Here is a 24,034-nt window from a genome sequence, read left to right on the forward strand (position 1 = left end):
CTTTAGAGAGATTCTTGCAGAGCCAGAAGGCTGGCAGAATAAGCTGTAAACACCAAAAGAGGATGTAGATGCTCTGTGGGCTACTTGCCAAAAGGTAAGCTAGGGTAAAGAACATTCTCTAGAAAACTTATATTATGCTCCTGAATCTTGATAAAGTTCGTCAATATTTTCCCGCCCTAGCTGGTGAATGGACTTTTTTTGATAATGCTGGCGGGTCACAAACCCTGAAAAAAGTAGTAGATAGAATTAGCGAATATCTCCTGAGTTCTGATGTCCAGTTAGGAGCTTCTTATGCAGTTTCTCAACTTGCAGGAGAAAGATTGGCTCTAGCAACTAGGGGAATGGCTACTTTCATTAATGCCAATTCTTCTAAAGAAGTGGTCATGGGGCCATCTACTACAATGATGTTGAAAGTTCTCTCAATTTGTCTGGGTCAAACCTTTACGCCTGGTGATGAGATTATTGTTACTAATTGTGACCATGAGACCAATATTGGTGCTTGGATCGCTCTTGAAAAACAAGGAATGAAGGTTAAAGTGTGGCAAATTCGTCCAGATACCTTGGAACTTCATTTAGCAGATTTAGAAGCATTAATGAGTCAGCACACCAAATTAGTAACCTTGACTCATGCTTCTAATGTTCTAGGAACCATCAACCCGATCAAAGAAATTGCCGCATTTGTACACGATCGCGGCGCGATGATTTGTGTCGATGGTGTAGCTTATGCACCTCACAGATTAGTTGATGTGCAAGATTTGGATGTTGATTTTTATGCTTTGAGTTATTATAAAGTCTATGGGTCACACCATGCCTTACTTTATGGTAAAGAAGAACATTTATTAAGATTGCCTGGTCTGAACCATTATTTTATTGAACAGACAGATATACCTTATAAATTTCAGTTAGGGAATGTCAATTTTGAATTAAGTTATGGAATGTTGGGTTTATGTGATTATCTAAGTGAGTTAGCACAACTGCACTACGGAAATGAAACTGCACCTGATTTGAGAAATCAAATGGTACAAGCATTTGATTTAATTAGCATACATGAAGAAAAGATTAGCGATCGCCTCCTAAATTATCTCAACAGCAAATCTAATGTGCGCGTGATTGGTCAATCAAAGGCTGACCGTCAATGCCGTGTGCCAACTATATCTTTTGTGGTAGATGGAATCAATAGCTCGACCATTCCGGCAAAAATTGATCAACATTACATTGGAATTCGCTACGGGGACTTTTATGCTAAACGACTGATTGAATACCTGGGGTTAGCGTCGCAAGGCGGAATAGTCCGGGTGAGTATGGTACATTACAACACCCTTGAGGAAGTTAACAGTTTGATTGAGGCTTTTGAGCAGATATTTTAAGACTGGGCATTGGGCATTGGGCATTGGGCATTGGGCATTGGGCATAAGGAAGAGATTTGTTCAATAATTCTCCCTTGTCTCCCTCATCTCCCCCACTCCCTATTAAGTAAGTGGGTCAAATTAAATATAAAACCTCACCCTGCCTCCGGCTTCCCTCTGGGATGCTTTGGAGAGGGATTGAGGGTGAGGTTTGATCTTATATTTAATTACGCCTACCTACTTACCCATTAAAAAGCTGCAAAACTAATACTTCTTCTTGTGGCGAAATGAATGTTTTACCCATAGGTAGAACAGCTAAGACATTGGTTTGAGCTAAATTAATTAAATTGCCGGAACTGTGACTACCACCAGCTTTGTGAAATTCGTAAACACCATCAATTAAATGCAATTTACCCCAAAGGTAAGTTTCGCGCTTGCCGTCCGATCGCAATTCATCATGCGATCGCACTTTCAAAAACACTGGTTGCCAACCTTCAGTAATTCCCGAAAGTTTCTTGATTGCTGGTAGCACAAACCGCCAAAATGTCACCAATACAGCACCAGGGTTTCCTGGTAAACCAAAATAGAGTGGGGAGTGGGTAGAGACGCGATTAATCGCGTCTCTACTGGGGAAGGTAGCGACGGTGAGGGGTTTTCCGGGCTTTATTTGTACAGCCCGAATGTGGATTTTTCCTCTTAGTGACTCGATAATTTTGTCAACATAATCATAATCTCCCACTGAGACACCACCAGAAGAGATAACTATATCAGCGATCGCAACGGCGTGGGTAATGACTTTCTCCAGAGCAACTGGATCATCCTTAACAATACCTAAAATTAACGGTTCTGCCCCACTTTGCTTTACCAACGCTGCGATCGCATACTGATTAGAATCTACAATTTGCCCTGGTTGCAGCAGTTTATCAACTGATACCAACTCATCACCAGTGGAAAAAATTGCCACACGCGGACGACGATAAACACTTAATTGCGGACATTGTGCTGCTGCCAATACGGCAATTTCCGGGGCATTTAACTTAATTCCTGCTGGTAATAGTTGTGTTCCAGCTTGATAAAAAGATGCTTTATGTCTGACAAATTCTTGCGGCTTTGACGCATCCAGGATAAATACGCGGTTCTCCTCCCGACGTGTCTTCTCTTGCATGACTACAGTATCCGCACCTGCTGGGATCACCGCACCTGTGAAAATCCGTGCGGCTTGCCCCGGTTGAATTGTAGACTTGGGCTGATACCCAGCCGGAATCTCTTCAACAATTTCTAAAACAGACGGTTGTTCGGCGCTGGAGTGCTGGACATCTTCGTAGCGAACTGCATAACCATCCATTGCCGAATTATCCCAATGAGGAAAATCTAGCGGACTGGTGACAGGCGTTGCTAAAATGCGACTATCGGCTGCCAATAAATCTACAACTTCTGTATCCCGTTGATGATCCAACGGCTGCACCAAATTTAAAATAATTGCTTGTGCATCGCTGACTGATAACATAGCGATCGCCTCCGACTTTTTACCTCATATCTCGCTCATTGTTTTATTCAGGCTACATTTGAAGCAACAACAAGCATTTCATAATCTTCAGTGGTTAGTTTATGATTACGGCTGAAAGCCCCTAAATGGCAGCCAAAAATTTCTGTTCTGGTAAAACCAATAGATTTAAGCAGCCAGTTAATTTCCGGGGGAGTATAATATCTTTCATTACATTTCAGAACTCTTTTATTATCTGAATCATCAATTGTTTCATAAACTGAATGATCACGGAAAGTCATCAAATCAAAAGAATTTTCCAGGCTTTTAGTTACATCTGGATTGGAGCTAAGAAAATCCTTAACAGAATGAAACAGAGGATATAAACCATTATAGGTAGTCAATATCAGCTTACCTGGAGATTTTAAAGAGCCATAAATATTTTTTAAAATAGAAAAATTCATTTCATCTGTTTCCATTAAAGGAAAAGCTCCCTCACAAATCATAATTGAAAGATCAAATTTTGTTTCCAAATAAAAATTCCGGGCATCTTTTTTAATAAAATCAATTTTTAGTTTTTCAACAGCCGCAGTTTTTCTGGCTTTTTCGAGCATAGATTCTGATAAATCGATCCCTGTAACACTGTAACCACGCCTGGCCAGTTCTAGTGAATGTCTGCCGGTTCCACAGCCAACATCAAGGATTAACTTATTTTTATCATAGTCAAGTTCTTTTTCAATAAAATCAACTTCACCCAAGGTTCCAGAGGTATAACCCTCCTGATCATACTTATCTGCATAATTCTCAAATAATTCTTCATACCACTGTTTCATTATCTTCTTACCAGTTTGAATTGATACTATATTGATCGTATATATCTATAGTCTATAGTATCTCCGAAAGTAACACTGACCACTCAATTAAGAAAGTATATAATGTTGGAAATTATAAGCAATGATTATTTCCCAACCCCTAAATAAAAACACCTATTTTGTATGACAATCGAACGAGTTCCCCAAAAACACTATCCTAAGGCTGATATTGGGCGGCGAAGTATGGCATTGGGGCTTGATTTCCTTGGTGTCTGGTTAGTCAGTTCCCTACTGGGAAGCGGCAATATCGGTATTCAATTTGTTGAAATCTTAGTTTTCGTAATACTTTGGCTAGTTTTGCGGGTACTGGTGCCATATAACAATCAAGGGCAAAGTTTAGGGCGTTGGGCGTTCGATTTAAAGGTGTTAGAAGTCGAAGATGGGCAAGTAATGGGCAGAATTCCAGATTTGCTCTCACTAATGAAGCGAGAGGCGATCGTCGGATTGGGTGCCCTTTTCGTGTCAATTGCCCTAAGCAATATTAGCGCCAATCCCACTGCTATACTGCTAATACTTCCCTTAGCAATTGATTGTGGCACTGCCTTCTCTGATGCCCAGATGCGGCAGGCTTTACACGATCGCTATTGCGGAACTTTCATCGTTTCGTCGCGTCGTGGCTACTCGCTCGATATAAAAATCAAAAGGTTAGTTGATAATATGCGGCGGAATGTGAGAAGATAGTGATTTGTGTTAATTCTCTTCAGGCTTCACTGTTTGTAAGATTATGGCTAAGAGTAAAGGTGCCCGTATAATTGTGACACTAGAGTGTACCGAGTGTCGGACAAATTCAAATAAGCGTTCTGCTGGTGTTTCACGTTATACCAGTACTAAGAATCGCCGCAACACCACTAACCGGCTAGAACTGAAAAAGTTCTGCACCCACTGCAATAAACATACCGTTCACAAGGAAATTAAGTAAAGATGAGTTATTTCCGTCGTCGCCTTTCTCCGATCAAGCCCGGAGAACCAATCGATTATAAAGATGTTGATTTATTGCGTAAGTTTGTCACTGAGCGGGGTAAAATACTCCCACGTCGTATTACTGGGCTGACATCTCAGCAACAGCGAGAGTTGACATTAGCAATTAAACGTTCGCGGATTGTGGCTTTGTTGCCATTCATCAACGCGGAAGGCTAAAAAAAGTGATGAGTTATGAGTAGAGACGCGATTAATCGCGTCTGTACAGGAGTTAAGAATCAAAACTCCTAACCGGAGGCGGAGCGTCTCCGGCTCGGCTCCTAACTTAAAACTATTTAAACTGTTCACCAAATTAAAGTGCGAGAGTTGTGGAGAAGGGGACGCTAGTTGAATTTAGGGTTCAAGGCGATCGCCGTCTTGGGATCGTAGAACGTCCAGACGGTAAAACCCGCTGGTTTGTGGTAGACGAACGTGGTCAATCCCACAGCCTCGCGCCCAGACAAATAACTTATATAGTTAACGGACAGACTTACAAGCCGTCTGAGATTGCCAGCTTTTTGGAGCAAGTCAAGCCTTATTTAGATCCATCTAGCTTAGAAGTAGCTTGGGAATTACTGGTTGAAGATGGGGAAACAGTCACGCCAGACCAAATGGCGAATCTGCTATTTTCGGAATCAGCCGCGCCTCATTGTTACGCCGCTTATTGCTTGTTGTCAGACGACAAACTCTATTTCAAGCAAAAAGGAGATGCTTACGAACCGCGAACTGCTGCTCAAGTGGCAGAACGCAAGCACCAACTGGAAGTAGAGGCACTAAAAGCTAAGGGACAGCAGGAATTTTTAATTCGCGTAGAGCAGGCGCTCAAAGGTGAAGTCATAGAGTGGGGGCGCCACGATCGCCAGCGCTTAGAAGGACTAGAAAAATACGCAGCGCTGCTTGCGGATACGGTGCGGACGGGGGTCAATTATGACTCCTTGGCTCGCGCTTATCCGCCAAGCGCTCCAGTATTAGAAACTATGACCATGCTGGGACGACCCACAACACCCCAAGGGGCCTTTCAACTGTTAGTAGATTTGGGTTGCTGGAGTCCTTACGAAAACTTGTTCCTGCGTCGTTCTTCAATTCCAATTCAATTTCCTCATAAGGTATTAGAAGTGGCGCAACAGCGTTTGGATTTCCCGCCAATTGACTCAGATACAAACCGCCTGGATCTGACTCACCTGAAGGTGTACACCATTGACGATGAAACTACCACAGAGATCGACGATGGTCTGAGTTGGGAAGTACTCCCCGATGGACGGGAACGCCTGTGGGTACATATCGCCGACCCCACTAGATGGTTAGTACCAGAAGATGAATTAGATTTGGAAGCCAGAAAGCGGGGTAGTACAGTCTATTTACCTACGGGGATGATTCCCATGTTCCCAGAGGTATTAGCAACTGGGCCAATGAGTCTGATACAGGGACGGGTTTGTTGCGCTCTCAGTTTCGGGATTATTTTAGGTACAACTGGGGTAGTAGAAGATTACAGCATTCATACCAGCTTGATTAAGCCAACTTATCGCCTCACCTACGAAGATGTAGATGAAATGCTGCAATTACGGGTACAAGCAGAACCAGAAATTGCCGCGATCGCCACTTGGGCAAAGAAGCGCAAAGCTTGGCGTTACGATCAAGGGGCAATTAGCATCACTATGCCCGAAGCGATGATCAAAGTCAAAGGTGATGAGATCAACATTGACATTTTGGACGATTCCCCATCGCGGCAAGTGGTAGCAGAAATGATGATTCTTGCCGGTGAAGTTGCGGCTCGTTATGGTAAAGCTAATAACATACCTTTGCCGTTTCGCGGTCAGCCGCAACCAGAATTACCTCCAGATGAAGAATTGCTCCTACTTCCGGCTGGATTCGTTCGCGCTTGCGCCATGCGTCGTTGTATGCCCAAGAGTGAAATGAGTATTACGCCTTTGCGTCATGCTGGTTTAGGTTTGGATACTTATACCCAAGCAACCTCTCCCATCCGCCGCTACAGTGACTTGCTTACTCACTTCCAGTTAAAAGCCCATTTGCGGGGTGAAGTTTTACCATTTTCCGCAGATCAACTTAAAGAAGTGATGATAACTGTCACCAGCATCACCCAAGAGGTGACAATGGTAGAACGGCAAACTAATAGATATTATGCTCTAGAGTATTTACGCCGTCATCCAGAGGAAACTTGGGATGTGACAGTGTTGATGTGGCTGCGCGAAGACAGCAACTTGGCACTAATTTTGTTAGAAGATTTGGGCTTGCAGTTACCAATGGTTTTCAAACGTTCTGTGAATTTGGGTGAACAGATATTGGTGAAAGTTAGCCACGCCGATCCCCAAAAAGATATGATCCAGTTTCAAGAAATAATTTATCAAGAAGCCCAAACAGCCGCGAATTAACCTTGCTCCAACCCCTTTCAGTTAGCATATAAAATAAATGGAATGAGGTAATAGTTATGAATATATCTTTGACTCCAGAACTAGAGCAGTTGGTTAAGGATAAGGTTAATACTGGTCGATACCACTCAGTTACTGAGGTGATGGGTGAAGCATTGAGATTGCTAGATGAACGCGATCGCGTTCGAGAGCAGCGTCTAGCAGAATTGAAAGCTAAAATCCAAGAAGGAATAGAAGCCTCAGAGCGTGGTGAAGTAGTCGATGGCGAAGAGGTGTTTGCAGAAATTGAAGAAGATATCCGACGCGCTGAAGCTCAAATGCAAGAAGCAGAGGCCGCTAAATAATGAGTCGGTACGTTTTAACAATTCCAGCCAAGCAAGACCTCAAAGAGATTAATCGCTATATTCTCCGCTTTAATTCTGGTGCGGCTCGAAGATTCAACGAAAAAATTAAACAGCAGTGTAAACTGTTGGCTGATTTTCCTAAGATGGGGCAAAGTTGCGATAATTTTGGCAACGGTTTACGGAGTTTCCCGGTAGAAGATTACTTGATATTTTATCGTCCCATTGATGGCGGTGTCGAAGTTGTACGTGTTGTCAGTGGTTATCGGGATTTAGAAACAGTTTTCTGAAGTGAGGATATTCCTTAAAATTGTATTTGATGTAAGCGATCGCTTGATCTCGGAATATGTTAACAAATAATAACAAAGTAATTATTTTTGATACCACCATGCGTGATGGAGAATTGACACCTGGTGTAAAGATGAATTTGCAACAAAAAACTACTATATCCCAATTGCTCGAAGAAATGGGAGTAGATATTATTGAAGTTGGTTATCCAGGAAGTTCTCAAAAAGATTTTGATGAAGTCTTTAATATTTCTAAAATAATTAAAAAATCTACTATTTGTGGGCTAGCAAGTTCCAATCCCAGTGAGATAAAGACTCTAGCTGAAGCAATTAAACCAGCTATAAGAGGTAGAATTCATACTTATACTTCGGTAAATATTAAAAATCAATCTCAACTCAGCAAAGAAGAAGTATTAGCAACAATCAAAGAGAGTGTTTCTCTAGCACGCAATTACTGTGATGATGTAGAATGGAGTGCTTTTGACGCTCCCAGAAGTGAACCAGATTTTTTGTGTAAATCTATTGAAACTGCAATTAATAGTGGTGCTAATACTATTAGTATTCCTGATAGCTTAGGTTTGGCATCGCCAGAATATTTTTCGCAACTTCTGCAAATGATTTTTAATCGAGTCCCAAATATTGATCAAGCTGTCGTTTCAGTACACTGTCATGATGATTTGGGCATGGCTATAGATAATTCAATCATTGCTTTAAGTTGTGGCGTGAGGCAAATTGAATGTACAATTAATGGTTTGGGTGCGAGAAAAGGTAATGCAGATTTCAGCAAAGTTGTGATGGAGGTTTTAAAACAAGGGAATTATCAAATTGATATTGACACTTCGTTAATGAGTAAAGCAGCAGACTTTATTTTTCAAATAACTGCAATTGGAAAGGGAAAATAGTTAAGAGTAAGTCTTGAACTGTTTGCTAAAATCCTATCCGTAGTGATTTAACTCGCTCACTCTTTTTTCGCCATCTCCTCGCACCGTGATTTTGACATTATAGCCCGGATATAGTCATTTTTCTCATTGTTACAAGCTTCGCGATCGCTCCGAAAACTTGCCGCCAAATCGCGTTTTAAAGCTTTAATATCGTTTCGCCTCCTCAGATAGTCGCAAAATACCTTGCCTTGTCAAAATTCGCTGTTAACCTCGACTAGATAAAATATTAGACTATTTAGTTTTGCTGCAAGCTGACGGCTGGTACAGAGGCTGTGGTTTAACCTTAAGTACAATTAGGAATGTGAATTAAATAACATCCAAATATGGTTTTTAACCTCACCCCGCCTTTGACGAAAGTGAAGTCTCCCCTCTCCTTACTAAGGAGAGGGGTTGGGGGTGAGGTTTTGTATTTTATCAAATCCGCGTTCCTTATTATCTGTGAACTTTAGGATTAGTTTATCTCCTGTTTGGGGTCGTGCCGTTGTGGCTGTACCTGATAGATTGATTTTTCTGGAGAGGCTACTGCTGCTTTCGGAATTTCAATTACCGGATTATTTAGTCCCACCATCAGAGGGGAAGGGGGAAGCATAGAGACTGAGGACGTTTGTATCGGTTCTATTTGTGGTCGTTGTGCAAGTTGCGGCATCCTCGAACCACCAGATACTAAGCCAGATATTGCACCGATTGCACAAGCAGCAACGGCTGCACCTCCCATGATCCAGTTGAAACCCGAACGGTGGCGCAAACGTGTCAATACTTGTTGAGCTGTTGCTTCTGGTGACTGTTGAGCTGTTGGCACTGGGATAGCCCGCAAGCCTTGGCGCAAGTTTAACAGCCGGGCATACAAGCATTGAACAGAGGCATCATTTGCCAGCCATTCTTCTACTTGCCTGCGTTCGGTGGCTGTGACTTCACCATCGAGGTAAGCACTCAATAACTCGAAGCGATCGCGCTTCACCATATCCATAAGACCCGTTGATTCATTGGTATGCTTGGCCATTCCATCTGGCAAATCTTGAGGAAGTTGCAAAGGTGAACGGTCGAAAAACTGAGAATCAGTAGTCATCTTAACATTATTACCAATTCATACACGGGTAAACGGGGTGGAAAATTCGGAAAAATTGTCAATTTTCCTCCTAACGGGAGAAACGATCTAGATATTTGCTATTAATTCTTAACCAATGCTTAAATTCTGCCGTTGGGCAGAGGCAAGATACTGTAAATTAGGAGTCTAGATAAGTCTGTAAGTGAGCTTGCAGCCTCGATCTAGCTCTGGCTATTCTTGACTTCACAGTTCCTAAAGAAACGCCAGTGATTTCGGCAATTTCTTCATAAGCCAAGCCTTCGATTTCTCTGAGGACAATGGTAGTACGAAAAACTTCTGGTAAATCCGCGATCGCTTCCCGCAGTTGCTCGTAAAATTCTCTAGTTGTCAGTTCTTCCTCTGGACCTGGGGTATCGCCGGCGATTTCCCAATCCATCTCGCCGTCTTCTAAGGAACGGGGGGCATCGAGTGACAAAGGACTCATAACCCGCTTGCGTTTCCGCAACTCGTCGTAAAACAAGTTGGTGGCAATGCGGCTTAACCAGCCCCGAAATTTAGCAGGATCTTGTAATCGGTTAATATTCCGATACACTCGAATCCAAACTTCTTGAGCCAAATCGGCTCTGTCAGCCCAATCTGGAGCCAGGTGGTATAGAACTCTATCAACTTGACTTTGATAGCGGCGTAATAGTTCTGCAAACGCAACACGATCTGGTCGCAGTCCCGCTTGACAGCACAAAATTAAATCGTGGTTAGGGAGTTTGTCAACTTGCACTGATGCTTCTGGATACTTTGCATCAATCGTTGACCAGGATACAGTAATCGACTGACTCATAGATCGTACTGGCTCTAAATCATCCCTATCTATTAGACCTGCTAATGGGACAGAAGTTCCATACTAAGGTGACGGATTCATGACTGGAACACTGAGGCATAGAATTTTGGATACATTTATAGCAATAAGGAGAGCCACTTTTTGCTTATACTGCTCGCATAGTTGCCCAAGACCCATCAACTAACAAAGGCGCAGTTATTATATGCACATTTTGGTACTTTTAGCAACCGGGTATATACGCTTGATCAAAATAATTAAATCTGGTTATAAGGATGAAGATAAAAATTTTGTAATTCTAGCTTCTTGATACCTTTAAAAATCAGGTAATAATTTCTGGAAGTTGGGTTGCTGTGGTTACTATAATGGTGATTTATTTTTTTAATTTTGTCACTAGAATAGTTGCTGATTGTTCTACTTGTGATCCGTAGATAGCAACTGAGTTATTTTGCTGTGGTACGCGAACTTGAAAAAAGAAATGGAGGGAAAATGTAATTGTGACTGCTAGCAATAGTTTTTCAAACATGGTTTTTCTGGCACCGACACCATTAATGATTGATTGCTACATTTCAATGGTTCCACAGAAAGTCCAAGTATTGACTTACAACCGCCAGAACTCTGGAGGGATGAGGTTGCTCACTTGGAGTTTTGCTGCTGGGACAATTCCTACAGTCTTAGTTTGCCCAGAGGTGTTGGCAGATTTATATCGGAAATGATAAGTATTGATAAATTTTTGATAATCGGATGATGAACGCATCCAATTGCTCGACTGGATATGTCAGGGATAAACAATAGGCGATAGTAATGGTAAGAAACGAATCTGTAGGGCGTATGGTAATGTTGCTCTGTTTTGGCACAGCATTTTTATCTTTAGCTGTCCATTGGCGCATTACTACGGCGGAACGGCAGTCTGAGCAGTCTGCATCTACTTTGATGCGGCGAAATTCTACCCTAACCAATCCCAAGGGAAGCCGCCCAGAGACTGTCTACAAGAATCTTTCCCAAGTGAATTTAGGGGAAATTGCGTTGGGTGCATCTGTGTCCCCTGGTGAAGTTACCCAAGGCTCAACTGCAACTGCCCAGAGGTCGTTTACACCAAAGTCCTCTGCTATTAAGCCTCAAATTAAGTCGAAAATAATTAAGAATAATATCGCTAAAGCAACTACTCGAAGAGCTTATACACTCAAGTCTTCTACTATTAAGTCTCAAACTCAGCCCAAAATCATTAAGAAGAATGTAGCTAAAGCAACCGACCTACCAACTAAGACGCGGCTGGTGGCACAAGTAGAAAGTCAAAATCCAGTTGCGGATAGTTGGCCAAAAGGTCTATGGTCACAGGCTTCAGCCCAACAATTACCATCTAATAGGCTGGCAGATACCAAGACTAAGACGCAAGTAGTGGTTGTTTTAAGCGATCGCCGCACCTATGTATACGCAGGAGATGAGGTGATAGCCAGCTACCCAATTGCTGTCGGTAAGAAAGGTTGGGAAACGCCCACAGGTTCTTTCCAGGTAATCCATATGCGACACTATCCAATCTGGCGTCACCCGATTACGGGCAAAGTGTTTCAAGCTGGTACGGATAGTCCCTTGGGAGACAGATGGATTGGTTTTTGGTCAGATGGACGGAATGAAATTGGCTTTCATGGCACGCCGGATATTGACCTAGTAGGAACGGCTGTATCCCACGGCTGCTTAAGAATGCGTAATTCTGATGTCCGATTGTTGTATGAGCAAGTGAGTTTAGGGACAACAGTAGTAGTGCGTAATTAATTATGAGTCATTAGTCATTGGTCATTGGTCATTGGTCATTGGTCATTTGCAAAAGACAAATGACAAATGACTCTTAAAGTTATAATTTTTGCTCGAAGTTAGGTGCGTATGCCTGGAGTAAAGCACTAACTTGGCGTACAACTTCATTGCCAGTGTTTTTGCCTAAGGCTTGCCGTTCTGGGAAGAAATTGGGTTGATCGAGGTAACGGTTAATCGCCTCACTTACTTGCTGAGAAATTAATTCTTGCAGTTGTGCCTTAGCCGTTTGGCGCTGGAAGCTAGCACCTTCTTCTGTAGTAGCATACAAAGGTGGTAGCCGATTCAGAGCGTAAGCAGCAATATCCCCGACATCTAGAGAACTTTCGCTGGTAGCTTCAATTTCTGCAACTCGGGCGATCGCTTCGGTCAGTACCAATTCTTCCATGACGTTAATGAATTGTTTGCGAGGTACCGCCACTACCTCACCAGTCAATAGCGCACCCATCAGCCGATCCAGCGCCATATACTCTTCAATTGAGAGTTCTGAGGCGTTGTCACAGATTCTACCGACTTCTGCTTCCATTGCTGGTGTCAAATAACCATCCTGGAGAGCTTGTTCTACAATTTTTTCGATACTCATAACGCTTATCATCATTTATGTTAGCCAAGCGAGGTAGGGACGGTATCAATCCAATTTATTTTGCCTAATTATCCACAAAAATTATACACAGACGCGATCAATTCCGCCTCTACTAGTTAACGACCTTAGTTCGCCAAGGTGTTGGATCAACAGATTGTCCGTTGACATACAGACCCCAGTGCAAATGTGGCCCCGTGGCAGCACCTGTTGAACCCACTGCGCCAATTAGTTGACCAGCTTTCACAAAATCTCCTTCTTTAACGTCAATACGACTCAGGTGCATGAAAATGCTGGTTACTCCTTGACCGTGGTCAATGCCAACTACGTTACCGTGTATCCGAAATCCTTGGGATACCTTACCTACCAAAGCAACTCGCCCAGAGGCTGGGGCAATTACCGGTGAACCGGCAGCACCTGCGTAGTCAAGACCACGATGATAGTAGTCTTTTGCAAATGTACCATTATAGTAGCGACGTACACCATAGTTTGTACTCATCCGCCCGGCATTTGGCTTCAGAAATACTCCATTCCAATACTTTTGTGGTGTTTGTAGCGCCTTAAAAGCTGCCACCCGCTTAAGTTCATACTCTGTGGCATCCACTCCGGCTTTGCCAGGTGGCAAAGTAATGCGTTGTACGGGGAACTTGCGATTAAGCACATTAACTGCCAAGTTTTGCACCTGACCATCTCCCGCAACCCTAAGTGTTCTAGTTCCAGCTTTTTCTAGTGGAGTTGTGGGAACAAAAGCCCGATAGTGATGAGGCGCCATTTCAAATGCTGGGTAAGTATTTCTACCAGTAGTTACTGTTGGATTTGTATTGTTCTCCGAATTATCTAAATTAATCTCTACTGATAGTGTATCCCCTAATTTAGGATTAGTTGGAGTCACCTTTACTTGCAAAGCATCTACAGGCAATGCCAAAGTGAGAGGGAGAACAGCAAATATTCCCTTTAACACATTTATTGCATGGCGATTGGCTGTCAAACTTTTAACATCAAAACCGAGTAACTTTTTGTTTAAACTACTAGTGCTATTTTCAATAATCATGGAGCTACAAAAAATCCCTTGCTTGTGTTGGAAAATAGACTAGCTTATTACCACCAGTGTTTCCTGTTTGAAGCAGATGTTGTTGAAAATGATAAATGTTGGGAAATACTTCAGGTATTTATGGATTGCAACGCAAAATGATTTATCTGTAATTTTAATGAATTGGTCTTAACTCTAATAACCAAAGTGTATGACATTGGCAATGAGCATAAAATTTAACTAGATTGATGGCAAAAAGGCTCTCGTGGCTTGCCATAAGTGTCACTTGTTAGGCGAGAAAGGAAACTCGTTGTGGTTACAGCGATTACATAATAATACTTGAAGGAAATCTTAAAATCAAATGGACACTTGTTCAACTGGACACTCACACTACACTGTTAGATTAAAGTTGATGTATGTAAATCACCTGAAAGGGAGTGTGTGGAGTATGTCACGCCGATAGGTTTACTTTTGACTTGAGTTTGCCATCTTCCATGTGAACGATGCGATCGGCAATGTCTAGGATGCGGTTGTCATGAGTAACCATCAAGATGGTACAGCTTTGTTCTTTTGCCAGTTTTTGCATGAGATTGACTATATCTCGTCCTGATTGACTATCAAGGGCGGCAGTGGGTTCATCTGCGAGGATTATTTGAGGATGACTGACTAAAGCACGAGCGATCGCTACTCGTTGTTTTTGTCCCCCAGACAGTTTATCAGGATAGTAATGCAAATGATTTCCTAATCCTACCTGCTCTAACATCTGGGCTGACCTAGCTTGCATCTTTTTTAACCCAAGATGTTTGTGCAATTCTAAAGCCATTTTGACGTTTTGGAGTGCCGTTAAACTACCATGCAAGTTATGGGCTTGGAAAATATAACCGTTACGCCGTCGCGCCTGCACTAGTTGTTCCGCAGTCGCACCACAAAGTTCTCGTCCCAGCACCCGCAAACTACCAGATTGGGTAGAACGCAATCCACCCACTAAGGTCAGTAAGGTAGTCTTTCCAGAACCAGAGGGCCCGGTCATGATAATAATTTCACCGGCGTTAATCTCTAAGTTGATATTAGATAAAACTTGCTTGCGGAGTGAGCCGTGACCAAAGTGGTGGTCAAGATTCTGGATGGAGATCACGGGAAGCATAGGAATTTTAGATTTTAGATTTTAGATTGGGGATTGTTAATTATCCCAATGACAAATGACAAATGACCAATGACAAATTTAGAACATATCAGCAGGGTCGGTGGCTTGGAGTTTGCGGGTGGCGATCGCACCGGAAATTGCACACATAATGATAGTCAGCACCAATACTTGCAACGCCCGAATCGCAGTCATGTACATGGGCAAATTTGTGGCAGTGCGAGTCAGTTGGTAAAGTGCTAAGGATACTCCCAATCCGGGGAAGAAGCCCAGTGCTGCTAATATCAACGATTCTTCAAGCACCACACCTAGTAGGTAGTAATTGCGATATCCCATTGCTTTGAAAGTGGCGTATTCCCGAACGTGGGCATTAACATCTGTGGAAAGGACTTGATAGACGATTATCACGCCCACCACAAAGCCCATCGATACACCCAGACTGAAAATAAACCCAATTGGGGAATTTGTTCTCCAAAAGTTGTTCTCAAATTCAATAAATTCGGCGTGGGTTAATACTCTGACATCATCTCTTAGGTAGGCTTTGAGCATTACTGCCACTTTTTTTGGGTCATAGCCTGGTTTAAGAAGAATCAAACCTAGACTGACACTGCTGGACTGTCGCCCAGAAAATAGCCACAAAAAGTTTTCATCGCTGGTAATTAGATTGCCATCAGAACCAAAGGAAGCCCCGACTTGGAATAAGCCACTAATGGTAATTGTACGTCGTTCTATTTCGGTGGTTAGGGTTTTACCTTGGTCAATTTGTGCGATCGCTTTTTGATAATCTCCTCTAGCACCACGATCAAACAAGACAGTACCCGGTAGCTTAATCGCTTGCAATTGCTGGTTAACATCCGGTAAGTCAAAGGCTGGCTTGTCTGGGTTGAACCCGATAACTAACACCCCCGTCTCACGGTGTGTTTGGGGATTTTTCCAAATTGTGTTATTGAAATACATTGGTTCGGCGGACTTTACCCCTGGTATATCCATTGCTTGGTAAAGTCGCCGACGAGAAAATGTAGACAAGCTTGGCAAGTTACGGGCTTGGGGACTGGTTAAAACAATGTCTGCTTGCAAACTGCGATGCAGTCTAGTGTTACTGTCATACAACGCTGTCTGAAAGCCTAGCTGCATGAACATGAGGAGATCCGCAAAAGCAATACCTGACAATGCCACCAAGAGACGGCTTTTTTCATGATTCAGTTGCAGCCATCCTAGAGGGGTTCGCCGTAGCAGTTGTTTGATTAATTGCATAATTAGGTACTGGAAGTTGGGAACTCATCCACCTCAGAGACTCATTCATCCACCTCAAAGACTCATTCATCCACCTCAAAGACTAGTTCATCCACCTCAGAGACTAGTTCATCCACCTCAGAGACTCGTTCATCCACCTCAAAGACTCGTTCATCCACCTCAAAGACTCGTTCATCCACCTCAAAGACTCGTTCATCCACCTCAAAGACTCATTCATCCACCTCAGAGACTCGTTCATCTACCTCAGAACCTTAAGCTTCCTAATGCCCCTCATCAGTGCTGAGTTTTGAGTAGGGAGTAGGGAGTACTGAGTAGGGAGAAGAACCAATGCCCAATGCCCTTTTTACAATTCAATTACTGCTTTAACTTGCATATTGGTTAAGGTAGCAGCTTTTCGGCTAGAGACTTCATCTAGTCGGATATGGACTTCCACAACTCTGTTGTCGATATTGCTGACGGGATCTGTGTTGATGACATTTTGCCGTCGCACTTGCAAGGCTTTGCGATCTACGATTCCCTGCAATTCAATTGGGAGGTAATCACCAAATACTCGCACTTGCTGCCCTGAATGCACTTTGCCAATATCGCTTTCATAGACTTCGGCTATGACATACATCTGGCTGGTTTGTCCAATATCTGCAATGCCATCATTTGATACCAATTCCCCTGGATGGGTGTGGATCTCAAATACCTGTCCATTTTGAGGCGATCGCACCTGGGCTTGTTTTAAATTGACTTTTGCCAGATTCATGGCTGCTACGGCGCGATTGACTTCTGCTTGGGCAACTTCTACATCCACTGCGCGCACTTCAGCAATTTCATCGAGTTTTCCTGTAGCTTCTTTGATCTGTTGCTGGCTAGTTGATTGGGTACGATTTAATAGTGCCTGTGCTTCTTGTAGGCTTTTTTGAGCGGTTTCCAAATTTAAACGCTTGCTATCCCGTTGAGAGGCGGAAATTGCGCCCTGTTGAGATAGTTGCTGATAGCGTTCGTCTTCTGCTTGGGCGTTACGCACTTCGGCTTGGAATCGCTCAATTGTCGCTGCTTGAGTATTAATATCACCTTGGCGTTCTGCTTCTAGGCGGGCGATCGCGGCTTTTTGGGCGGCAATTTCACCGTGTTTTGCACCTGCTTGAGTACGGTTTCGGTTTGCTTGGGCTACTTTCACTTGTTCCTGCGCCTCTTTTAATGCTGCTTGCAAGCGATCGCGGCTGTTCAAAATCGCAATCACCTGTCCTGCTTTTACCCGATCTCCCTCCTTCACTAACAACTTTTCTACCTGACTTCCTTCCGCAGACACCGCAGCAGAAAGTTTAATTACCTTTCCCTGTGGTTCAATCCGCCCTAAAGCTGTTACTGTTTTTAACTGGGGTAATTGTGTTGCTGGCACTTGTGCCTCTGGATTTGCATAATTTTGCCAGCGTTTTACTATATAAAAACTTATTCCGCCAACCAATAAAGATGCAATTATACCTATAGCAAAGGATGGACGCAGAATAGACTTAGGGAACGTTCTGTACCCCAGCTTTGAGTTTCGCACCATAGATTACCTCTTAACTAGTGGCGCACAAAAAACTAAATAGATTAAGCTTTTCTTCTTACTTCTTTGCTAATTTTGACTTCCTTTGCTAGTTATTGTTTATTTATCGATTTCAAGTTCATAAACAAATGGAAAATTTTGATATTTTACTAACCTACTACGATTTAGCCGCATAGGATCACAACAAATCACTCTCCAGTATAGAAGAGACTTATGTTCTTGATGAACTACTTTTGTCTTTTGGAAAGTACTCAGGTATAGTAAACGTTTTTAAAATTACGGGTTGTAACAGTGCCAACAATCAGAGGTAAATTCAGTCATAAGGAAATATTTTTTGTGATGAAAAGCAAATAAATTCAAATCACTAAAGAATCTATAGTAATCGTAATTTTTTTTTAAATCTAAGTAGTCTTGTAGGGTGTGTTAGACGAGAGTACGGCACCAAAAGCCTGAAGTTGTGGGTTACGCTCTCCAGAAAGGCTATCATTACCGTTAGTATCATTGATATTTGCCATAACTTTCTACCTACCTCAATAGATTATTTTCCTTTTTACTCGGAGCGATCGCGGCAATTTCTGCTTTTTTAGGAGAACTCAAGAGGCGAATTGAAAAATTGTATAAATGTTCAACTCGCCTCAGTTAAGTACTTGAAAATTTCAACCAATCTGTTCTGTCTCTGGACTTAACGAAGTCCGCATTGCTCTTTGTGTCGCTCAATTAGCTCACCCTTTTGGGTGAGTCATATATCAACCGATCAGATGACCTGACTGAAGGAAGCTGAGATTAACAATAAAGAGGATTCTATTACTAAAGGGAACCGATAGCATTTTACCCAAGAATAAGCTTATGAAACTTGTTACCTTAATAAAATCTGCACTTATTTTTGCTTCTATTACTCTTGTACCTGGAATCGCTGGCGCTCAAATAGCTACTACCAACAGCACTGAAATAGCTATTAACTCTAACAATTTACCCAAAAACTCTACTTCTATGAGTTATCTCCAGCCTTTCAATCTAGTTTCTTTTGCTTATCAGGGAGGTCTGAAGCAGCACGGAATTCCTAGTGGAGAAACGCTAGTATTTGAAACTCAGAACAAAAATATTATGGCAAAAGATTTAGTAAAGGCTGCTGTTAATGCAGATAAATTACCATCACAAGTTTTAAACGACCAAAATTATCTAAGTGCTGTTAATTTACAACTGAATGCCTTGCCCGATTATGCTGCTGCTGATTGATTTAGTTTTTATTATATCTTTTGAGAAAGCTAAATTTCTCGACATCCTATATTCGTGCGCTTGTTACTCATATAAATAAAAGGCTTTTATACACAGCGATCGCTGTATATAAAATAAACTTTGCCTCTACTTCCAATTTTACGCAGATTCACTTTCCAGTTTCGGTTTTTAGGAAAAGTTTAGATTAAGAGGACGAATACTTATTGAATACTGCAACTGAATCCTTGCGATCAAAGGAAAACACAGAAAATGGGTCTTTTCGATTCTCCATCTCCATCCCAGGAGTGCCTACAGGCATTTGGGGAACAGATAAACCAACAATATTTGGCTTTTCTTGAAGCAGACGTTTGATGTCGTCTGCTGGAACGTGTCCTTCGATGACATATCCATTAACAATTGCTGTGTGGCAAGATGTTAAGTTATCTGGCACGTTGTACTTTTGTTTGACTTTTTCGATGTCAGGTGTAGAAAAGTCTGTAACTTTAAAACCCTGTGCCTTTAAGTGGTCAATCCACCCGCCACAACAATTACAATCGGGACTGTGATATACAGTGGCATTTAGCGCTGTTGATTTTAATGATGTCCGTTGATCGTGGATACGCCTAGTAGTACTTACCAGTTGAGCATTAGCTGCAACATAACTAGGAAAAACAGCTTGAGCATTACTCATCGGAGCAGTGCTTCCCAAGATGCTCAACACTCCTGCTGTGAGACAAATCATTACCACTGCACGTAATAAGAGCGGAAGTAACCATTTTTGCCAGCAATAAAGAAATTGTTTGTACGACATCTGAAACTTCCTAAGTCCGATAAAGCAAAAGCTATTCCTTATTAGTCATCATAACTGCAAGCGTAGACGCGTAGCGGCTTCTCTCAAAATCCTAGCGGCTGAATCTTCGCTTATCTGTCCATCACTGAGTTTTTAAGTCTAACCCAGACTAAAATAGCGCAGGCAATATGATTTTTTGAATTGTGAAAATTATCGAACCGTCTTCGCGCAGGCCGTCGTAGAGAAGCCGCCGAGAGCCACAAAAAAAGAAACAGAGAATTTTATAAATCATTTAGGACTGCTATATAAAGCAGACAAGTACAAAGATAAAAAAAACATCATCAGAGCGATTATTTGCGGTATGAAACATTGTAACAGTGCTAGTATGTCGAATATGCGGCTTTTTGTAGCTTATGAATTCTCCTTCTGAAAAACTACAAATATACTACATTAGCCTCTATTTTCATCCTCTTTTTTTGGCAAAGGTACTCAACTATTAACCCATTTGCACCAGTAGTAGGACAAGAGCAAGCCATAGAATTACTCACTCAGGCTGTCAGACAAAACCGGGTTGCTCCAGCCTATCTATTTGTGGGGCCAGATGGTGTAGGAAGGAGTTTAGCAGCCAGGTGTTTTGTGGAATTGCTATTTTCTAGTGGGATGGAAATCACTGCGTCTTTACAAAACCGTTTGCGTCAGGGGAACCACCCAGCTTTGTTGTGGGTGCAACCAACGTACCAATACCAGGGACAACGATTAACAGCAGCCGAAGCCACCGAGAAAGGACTTAAGCGTAAAGCACCACCTGTAATTCGGCTAGAGCAAATTCGGGAAATTACCGAGTTTCTAAGTCGGCCACCCCTGGAAGCACCGAGGAATGTGGTAGTGCTGGAAGAAGCCCAAACGATGGCAGAAGCCGCAGCGAATGCTTTACTTAAAACCTTGGAAGAACCGGGACAGGCGACGTTAATTTTAATTGCACCTACACCTGAGTCTGTGTTGCCAACTTTGGTGTCACGCTGTCAACGCATTCCTTTTTATCGTTTAGATGCAGAGTCTTTGGCTGTTGTACTCACACAAACTGGTCATCAGGAAATTTTGCCAATTCAGGCAGTATTGACTATAGCAGCTGGCAGTGCGGGAAGTGCGATCGCATCTTACGAGCAATTACAAGCTATTCCCCCTGAGTTACTCGAAGACTTGAAAAAAGCCCCTGCTTCCTATCGCAAAGCCTTGGAGTTAGCCAAAAAAATTGATAAAGATTTAGATACAGAAGCACAATTGTGGTTAGTTGATTATCTTCAGCAATTTTACTGGCAGCAGTGGCATCAACCCAGCATCATCAACCAGCTAGAACAAGCTCGTAAATACTTACTTGCTTACGCTCAACCCCGGCTAGTTTGGGAATGTCTGCTTTTATCTTTGACATTCCCCAGCCATAAAGGATTCTAGTATCACTGCTTAAAACTGGTATCGTAGATGTGCCAAAGATTCAAGCGGTTGAGACATTAAACGAGGAAATAAATAATTATGCAAAATCCAAAACAACTGATTCAGAAAATATTTAATGAAACAGGTCAGTCTGAAAGAGATGCTGAAAACCTCGCCAATGCTTTAACTAGACTCACTGGTGATCTGTATACATAAACAGAGAGATTTATCTTTTAACTATTACAAAATCCTGACGATATACCTAACGAAACTGGTAAATTATATGTAGTATTTGTTATTCTCAAATAACATTTCAGCAATCTTAAAAGTGGTGAAGTAGTTTTCATCTTTAGTGGTAATTCCTTCGAGGTTTTTAATCAGGTACTTGCTACTATTAGTATACCAAGCTAACTTTGCGTGGTACTAACTGATGTTGGTAAGCTACCATCCGTGACAGGTTAAAATAATTGCACTTTTGTCAACCACTTAAAATACTCAAAAGATCATAAATGAAAATGATAATCGTGTGTGGGGTAGAGAGGAAGGAGGCTAGAGACGCTCGCCTCCTTCCTCTGTATATTTGATTATCATTATTACTAAAATTTTTGATAGCTGAAATCTCAATTGAAAAAGGATTGTAACGACAGAATAACTTTGTCAAAAGTGGGCAACATTGTTAGGTAAATTCAATAAATAAATGAGGTAATGAAAAGTTTGGTCTACGTAATGCCCAAGCGACAAAAACAAAACTCTGACCACGCACACAAACATAATACTCCTACTATAGATAATGAAGCGATGCCTTCTCTTCGAGACGCTTCGCGAACGGCGGGCTACGCCTACGCCAATCATTTAAAAGCTCTATTAACTCCAGCGATTTTTGCCGAGCAACAATATTACAAATTCTCAGGATTACGAGATAGAATCTTGAATTGATCCTTAATGGTAGCAGCAGTATTAACATTATTGTGGCGGCAAGTTCCTGGAGTTCAAGAATTAACGAGGCTTTTGACAAGAGAAGATTTGTTATGATGTCGGGCTACAAAAGTTACTCAACAATCATTATCAGAAAGATTTTTAGTTTTCCCTGCTGAATTATTTGAGCGTGTGTTTAAACCCACATTCCGCAGATATTGAAGCAGTATGCAGTTTTAGTTGATTTGGGTGATGCCGTTGCAGATGAATTATCTCTAGCATTTGACCGGATTTCTTTAGAAATTGGTTAGAACGCCGGGATATTCCCTTGGCTAGATTTAAAAGCTACAGTACGCCCCAAAGAACCTGAGCGATTTCTGGATTCCTTACTAGTCACTGGTTTAATTGAAGCTTGCTCTCACCAACGCCTGAGACTATTAGCTGCTCACTGTCCAGAGCCAGAGTTGGCAAAATTTTATCGTGGGTTAATGGCATCCGAAGCGCGTCACTACGGTATATATTGGGTATTAGCTGCTACTTATTTCGACAAAGAAATTCTCATGCAACGGCTTGATGAATTAGCAATTGTGGAAAGCGAGTTGCTGGCGAATTTGCACCCAGAACCTAGAATTCACAGTTAGTAGACTAACCCAACAGATATGAAGCTTCAGCTAACACACCTGAGACTGCTTGTCTCCAACTACAAAGATTCTTTTCTGTTCTACCGAGATATGCTGAAATTTGATGTCGATTGGGGCGATGAAGATAGCGGATATGCTGAGTTTAATACCGGATATCTCAAGCTGGGTTTGTTCAAAAAAGAATTAATGGCTGAAGTAGTCCCAAGAATCGAACAGCCTTCATATGTTGTCAATCGAGATAAAATTGTCTTGATTTTCGCAGTTGATAACGTGGATGAAGTCTATGAGCAACTAAAAGATCACAATGCGATCGTTGTGACTCAACCACAAGATCGCCCAGACTGGGGAATCCGCACAGCTCATCTTCGCGATCCTGATGGCAATCTCATCGAAATCTATAACAATCTAGGAATTGTCACTTAAAAGTTCCCTGGCAAAAACTATCCAATATCTGAACTACAAACTTCGCTCTAATTTGAAATACACCTAGTGGCGTTGCCGTACCCTTCTGTTAAGCAAGCTACGCGCAGCATCTCGTAGAAAATAAAAGGGTACGGTAGGGTAGGCTAACGCACCCTTTTTTTATGAGCTATTGCGCTGCGTTAGCCTAACGCCATAACCCACCCTACATAATACTTAGATTTTTTGAAAAATAAAATCGGATAAGTACTTGTATTTTTTTTACATTACTATACAATACTAACCCTTCCTTTTATAGCAGTGGACAAAGCCGTTAGGACAATTCACAATGTACGCTTTCAAAAAGCGTACATTGTGAATTGATTGTTATCCTAAGCTTCGTGTCCGTTGCTATACCCCTCTTCTGTCACTCTGCGAAAACATTTACCATTTCTAAATTCTAGAGCTTTTGTATAGCAAGCGATCGCGCGATTCTTTTCTAATAACAAATACAAGACCGATTTTTTTCTAATAGTATAGCTTGTATTGATTGCCTCATGAAGCTTCTAGCGATCGCCCTCCCGGAGAGTGACAGAAGAGGGATACCAAAACTGAAAACTGTAAACTCTCGCACATGGAGGGATCATAATTCGACTGAAGCCTCCTCAAATTATCATGAGGAGGCTTCAGTTGAATTATGATCCCTGGCATCGAGCTATTTTTGCGTAGGGCTACCCCTAAACTATCGTGGCCGCAGCAGCGTTTCACCTCTGAGTTCGGGAAGGGTTCAGTGTGGTT

At 42.1% G+C, this 24,034-nt stretch carries 24 protein-coding genes, 1 rRNA gene and 2 pseudogenes; 15 read left to right on the top strand and 12 right to left on the bottom strand.

What is annotated here, in order from left to right:
* Nucleotides 1–134 precede the first annotated feature (134 nt).
* A complete protein-coding gene (locus V7K31_RS26325; protein WP_335098236.1) occupies nt 135–1,367 on the top strand; it encodes a cysteine desulfurase-like protein in 1,233 nt (410 codons plus the stop codon).
* Nucleotides 1,368–1,587: 220 nt separating this feature from the next.
* Here the strand turns inward: V7K31_RS26325 and V7K31_RS26330 are convergent, their stop codons facing one another.
* Both V7K31_RS26330 and V7K31_RS26335 read right to left on the bottom strand, forming a co-directional pair.
* Nucleotides 1,588–2,853 carry a molybdopterin molybdotransferase MoeA gene (locus V7K31_RS26330; protein ID WP_335098239.1) on the bottom strand — a complete coding sequence of 422 codons (1,266 nt, stop codon included), beginning with the start codon at nt 2,851–2,853 and terminating at the stop codon, nt 1,588–1,590.
* Between the two features lie 47 nt (nt 2,854–2,900).
* Nucleotides 2,901–3,662, bottom strand: a complete 762-nt coding sequence (locus V7K31_RS26335; RefSeq protein WP_335098242.1) for a class I SAM-dependent methyltransferase — start codon at nt 3,660–3,662, stop codon at nt 2,901–2,903.
* A gap of 162 nt (nt 3,663–3,824) precedes the next feature.
* Between V7K31_RS26335 and V7K31_RS26340 the strand changes: the two genes are divergently transcribed.
* The 7 genes from V7K31_RS26340 (at nt 3,825) to V7K31_RS26370 (ending at nt 8,575) form a co-directional block, all read left to right on the top strand.
* Nucleotides 3,825–4,382, top strand: a complete 558-nt coding sequence (locus tag V7K31_RS26340; protein WP_335098244.1) for an RDD family protein — start codon at nt 3,825–3,827, stop codon at nt 4,380–4,382.
* Nucleotides 4,383–4,425: 43 nt separating this feature from the next.
* A complete protein-coding gene (gene rpmG, locus V7K31_RS26345) occupies nt 4,426–4,620 on the top strand; it encodes a 50S ribosomal protein L33 (RefSeq protein WP_196524501.1) in 195 nt (64 codons plus the stop codon).
* Between the two features lie 2 nt (nt 4,621–4,622).
* On the top strand, nt 4,623–4,838 hold the full coding sequence (gene rpsR, locus V7K31_RS26350; RefSeq protein WP_012411240.1) for a 30S ribosomal protein S18: 216 nt from the start codon (nt 4,623–4,625) through the stop codon (nt 4,836–4,838).
* A gap of 149 nt (nt 4,839–4,987) precedes the next feature.
* On the top strand, nt 4,988–7,048 hold the full coding sequence (locus V7K31_RS26355) for a ribonuclease catalytic domain-containing protein (RefSeq protein ID WP_335098247.1): 2,061 nt from the start codon (nt 4,988–4,990) through the stop codon (nt 7,046–7,048).
* Nucleotides 7,049–7,104: 56 nt separating this feature from the next.
* Complete coding sequence (locus V7K31_RS26360; protein ID WP_335098250.1) at nt 7,105–7,389, top strand: type II toxin-antitoxin system ParD family antitoxin; 285 nt, start codon at nt 7,105–7,107, stop codon at nt 7,387–7,389.
* Entirely contained in the window at nt 7,389–7,676 is a 288-nt protein-coding gene (locus V7K31_RS26365) for a type II toxin-antitoxin system RelE/ParE family toxin (RefSeq protein WP_335098253.1), read from the top strand. Before V7K31_RS26360 ends, V7K31_RS26365 begins: the two co-directional genes overlap by 1 nt.
* A gap of 56 nt (nt 7,677–7,732) precedes the next feature.
* Nucleotides 7,733–8,575 (top strand): 2-isopropylmalate synthase, encoded by an 843-nt coding sequence (locus V7K31_RS26370; protein ID WP_335098256.1) that lies wholly within the window; start codon nt 7,733–7,735, stop codon nt 8,573–8,575.
* 490 nt (nt 8,576–9,065) lie between these two features.
* On the opposite strand, the gene V7K31_RS26375 is transcribed toward V7K31_RS26370, so the two are convergent.
* Both V7K31_RS26375 and V7K31_RS26380 read right to left on the bottom strand, forming a co-directional pair.
* A complete protein-coding gene (locus tag V7K31_RS26375; RefSeq protein ID WP_335098258.1) occupies nt 9,066–9,680 on the bottom strand; it encodes an anti-sigma factor family protein in 615 nt (204 codons plus the stop codon).
* Between the two features lie 157 nt (nt 9,681–9,837).
* Nucleotides 9,838–10,494: a sigma-70 family RNA polymerase sigma factor gene (locus V7K31_RS26380; protein WP_335098261.1), complete on the bottom strand. Its 657-nt coding sequence runs from the start codon at nt 10,492–10,494 to the stop codon at nt 9,838–9,840.
* 521 nt (nt 10,495–11,015) lie between these two features.
* Here V7K31_RS26380 and V7K31_RS26385 point away from each other — a divergent pair.
* Nucleotides 11,016–11,207 carry a hypothetical protein gene (locus tag V7K31_RS26385; protein ID WP_335098264.1) on the top strand — a complete coding sequence of 64 codons (192 nt, stop codon included), beginning with the start codon at nt 11,016–11,018 and terminating at the stop codon, nt 11,205–11,207.
* 88 nt (nt 11,208–11,295) lie between these two features.
* On the top strand, nt 11,296–12,264 hold the full coding sequence (locus V7K31_RS26390) for a L,D-transpeptidase (protein ID WP_335098266.1): 969 nt from the start codon (nt 11,296–11,298) through the stop codon (nt 12,262–12,264).
* 79 nt (nt 12,265–12,343) lie between these two features.
* Here the strand turns inward: V7K31_RS26390 and V7K31_RS26395 are convergent, their stop codons facing one another.
* The 6 genes from V7K31_RS26395 to V7K31_RS26420 all read right to left on the bottom strand — a co-directional run bounded on the left by V7K31_RS26395 (nt 12,344) and on the right by V7K31_RS26420 (nt 17,845).
* Nucleotides 12,344–12,883: a late competence development ComFB family protein gene (locus tag V7K31_RS26395; protein ID WP_335098268.1), complete on the bottom strand. Its 540-nt coding sequence runs from the start codon at nt 12,881–12,883 to the stop codon at nt 12,344–12,346.
* A gap of 112 nt (nt 12,884–12,995) precedes the next feature.
* Nucleotides 12,996–13,931 (bottom strand): M23 family metallopeptidase, encoded by a 936-nt coding sequence (locus V7K31_RS26400; RefSeq protein WP_335098270.1) that lies wholly within the window; start codon nt 13,929–13,931, stop codon nt 12,996–12,998.
* Nucleotides 13,932–14,361: 430 nt separating this feature from the next.
* Nucleotides 14,362–15,054: a DevA family ABC transporter ATP-binding protein gene (locus V7K31_RS26405; RefSeq protein ID WP_335098272.1), complete on the bottom strand. Its 693-nt coding sequence runs from the start codon at nt 15,052–15,054 to the stop codon at nt 14,362–14,364.
* 78 nt (nt 15,055–15,132) lie between these two features.
* Nucleotides 15,133–16,305, bottom strand: coding sequence for an ABC transporter permease DevC (devC, locus tag V7K31_RS26410; RefSeq protein ID WP_335098274.1), 1,173 nt, complete (start codon nt 16,303–16,305; stop codon nt 15,133–15,135).
* A gap of 62 nt (nt 16,306–16,367) precedes the next feature.
* Nucleotides 16,368–16,505 (bottom strand): hypothetical protein, encoded by a 138-nt coding sequence (locus V7K31_RS26415; protein WP_335098276.1) that lies wholly within the window; start codon nt 16,503–16,505, stop codon nt 16,368–16,370.
* Nucleotides 16,506–16,648: 143 nt separating this feature from the next.
* Nucleotides 16,649–17,845, bottom strand: a complete 1,197-nt coding sequence (locus V7K31_RS26420) for an ABC exporter membrane fusion protein (protein WP_442941386.1) — start codon at nt 17,843–17,845, stop codon at nt 16,649–16,651.
* Between the two features lie 846 nt (nt 17,846–18,691).
* Here V7K31_RS26420 and V7K31_RS26425 point away from each other — a divergent pair.
* On the top strand, nt 18,692–19,081 hold the full coding sequence (locus tag V7K31_RS26425) for a hypothetical protein (protein WP_335098281.1): 390 nt from the start codon (nt 18,692–18,694) through the stop codon (nt 19,079–19,081).
* Nucleotides 19,082–19,265: 184 nt separating this feature from the next.
* Here V7K31_RS26425 and V7K31_RS26430 read toward each other — a convergent pair whose 3' ends face one another.
* Nucleotides 19,266–19,871: a DUF411 domain-containing protein gene (locus tag V7K31_RS26430; RefSeq protein ID WP_335098283.1), complete on the bottom strand. Its 606-nt coding sequence runs from the start codon at nt 19,869–19,871 to the stop codon at nt 19,266–19,268.
* A 444-nt stretch (nt 19,872–20,315) separates the two neighbouring features.
* Here V7K31_RS26430 and V7K31_RS26435 point away from each other — a divergent pair, with 444 nt between their 5' ends.
* The 4 genes and pseudogenes from V7K31_RS26435 to V7K31_RS26450 all read left to right on the top strand — a co-directional run bounded on the left by V7K31_RS26435 (nt 20,316) and on the right by V7K31_RS26450 (nt 23,260).
* Nucleotides 20,316–21,302, top strand: a complete 987-nt coding sequence (locus V7K31_RS26435; RefSeq protein ID WP_442941387.1) for a DNA polymerase III subunit delta' — start codon at nt 20,316–20,318, stop codon at nt 21,300–21,302.
* 777 nt (nt 21,303–22,079) lie between these two features.
* Nucleotides 22,080–22,397: pseudogene (locus V7K31_RS26440) on the top strand (hypothetical protein); the annotation flags it as partial.
* A gap of 137 nt (nt 22,398–22,534) precedes the next feature.
* A pseudogene (gene miaE, locus V7K31_RS26445) lies at nt 22,535–22,837 on the top strand (tRNA isopentenyl-2-thiomethyl-A-37 hydroxylase MiaE); the annotation flags it as partial.
* 18 nt (nt 22,838–22,855) lie between these two features.
* Entirely contained in the window at nt 22,856–23,260 is a 405-nt protein-coding gene (locus V7K31_RS26450) for a VOC family protein (protein ID WP_335098285.1), read from the top strand.
* Nucleotides 23,261–23,938: 678 nt separating this feature from the next.
* On the opposite strand, the gene rrf is transcribed toward V7K31_RS26450, so the two are convergent.
* Nucleotides 23,939–24,034, bottom strand: a 5S ribosomal RNA gene (gene rrf / locus V7K31_RS31985); the annotation flags it as partial.

Source organism: Nostoc sp. (assembly GCF_036917675.1).
Taxonomy (GTDB): domain Bacteria; phylum Cyanobacteriota; class Cyanobacteriia; order Cyanobacteriales; family Nostocaceae; genus Nostoc.

Bases quoted from the DNA above. Each gene is read 5' to 3' on its own strand.
- V7K31_RS26430 (WP_335098283.1), bottom strand. From the start codon at position 19,871: ATGTCGTACAAACAATTTCTTTATTGCTGGCAAAAATGGTTACTTCCG.
- rpsR (WP_012411240.1), top strand. From the start codon at position 4,623: ATGAGTTATTTCCGTCGTCGCCTTTCTCCGATCAAGCCCGGAGAACCA.
- V7K31_RS26395 (WP_335098268.1), bottom strand. From the start codon at position 12,883: ATGAGTATCGAAAAAATTGTAGAACAAGCTCTCCAGGATGGTTATTTG.
- V7K31_RS26380 (WP_335098261.1), bottom strand. From the start codon at position 10,494: ATGAGTCAGTCGATTACTGTATCCTGGTCAACGATTGATGCAAAGTAT.
- devC (WP_335098274.1), bottom strand. From the start codon at position 16,305: ATGCAATTAATCAAACAACTGCTACGGCGAACCCCTCTAGGATGGCTG.
- V7K31_RS26370 (WP_335098256.1), top strand. From the start codon at position 7,733: ATGTTAACAAATAATAACAAAGTAATTATTTTTGATACCACCATGCGT.
- V7K31_RS26335 (WP_335098242.1), bottom strand. From the start codon at position 3,662: ATGAAACAGTGGTATGAAGAATTATTTGAGAATTATGCAGATAAGTAT.
- V7K31_RS26425 (WP_335098281.1), top strand. From the start codon at position 18,692: ATGAAACTTGTTACCTTAATAAAATCTGCACTTATTTTTGCTTCTATT.
- V7K31_RS26400 (WP_335098270.1), bottom strand. From the start codon at position 13,931: ATGATTATTGAAAATAGCACTAGTAGTTTAAACAAAAAGTTACTCGGT.
- V7K31_RS26390 (WP_335098266.1), top strand. From the start codon at position 11,296: ATGGTAAGAAACGAATCTGTAGGGCGTATGGTAATGTTGCTCTGTTTT.
- V7K31_RS26330 (WP_335098239.1), bottom strand. From the start codon at position 2,853: ATGTTATCAGTCAGCGATGCACAAGCAATTATTTTAAATTTGGTGCAG.
- V7K31_RS26385 (WP_335098264.1), top strand. From the start codon at position 11,016: ATGGTTTTTCTGGCACCGACACCATTAATGATTGATTGCTACATTTCA.
- rpmG (WP_196524501.1), top strand. From the start codon at position 4,426: ATGGCTAAGAGTAAAGGTGCCCGTATAATTGTGACACTAGAGTGTACC.
- V7K31_RS26340 (WP_335098244.1), top strand. From the start codon at position 3,825: ATGACAATCGAACGAGTTCCCCAAAAACACTATCCTAAGGCTGATATT.
- V7K31_RS26405 (WP_335098272.1), bottom strand. From the start codon at position 15,054: ATGCTTCCCGTGATCTCCATCCAGAATCTTGACCACCACTTTGGTCAC.
- V7K31_RS26375 (WP_335098258.1), bottom strand. From the start codon at position 9,680: ATGACTACTGATTCTCAGTTTTTCGACCGTTCACCTTTGCAACTTCCT.
- V7K31_RS26360 (WP_335098250.1), top strand. From the start codon at position 7,105: ATGAATATATCTTTGACTCCAGAACTAGAGCAGTTGGTTAAGGATAAG.
- V7K31_RS26365 (WP_335098253.1), top strand. From the start codon at position 7,389: ATGAGTCGGTACGTTTTAACAATTCCAGCCAAGCAAGACCTCAAAGAG.
- V7K31_RS26325 (WP_335098236.1), top strand. From the start codon at position 135: ATGCTCCTGAATCTTGATAAAGTTCGTCAATATTTTCCCGCCCTAGCT.
- V7K31_RS26450 (WP_335098285.1), top strand. From the start codon at position 22,856: ATGAAGCTTCAGCTAACACACCTGAGACTGCTTGTCTCCAACTACAAA.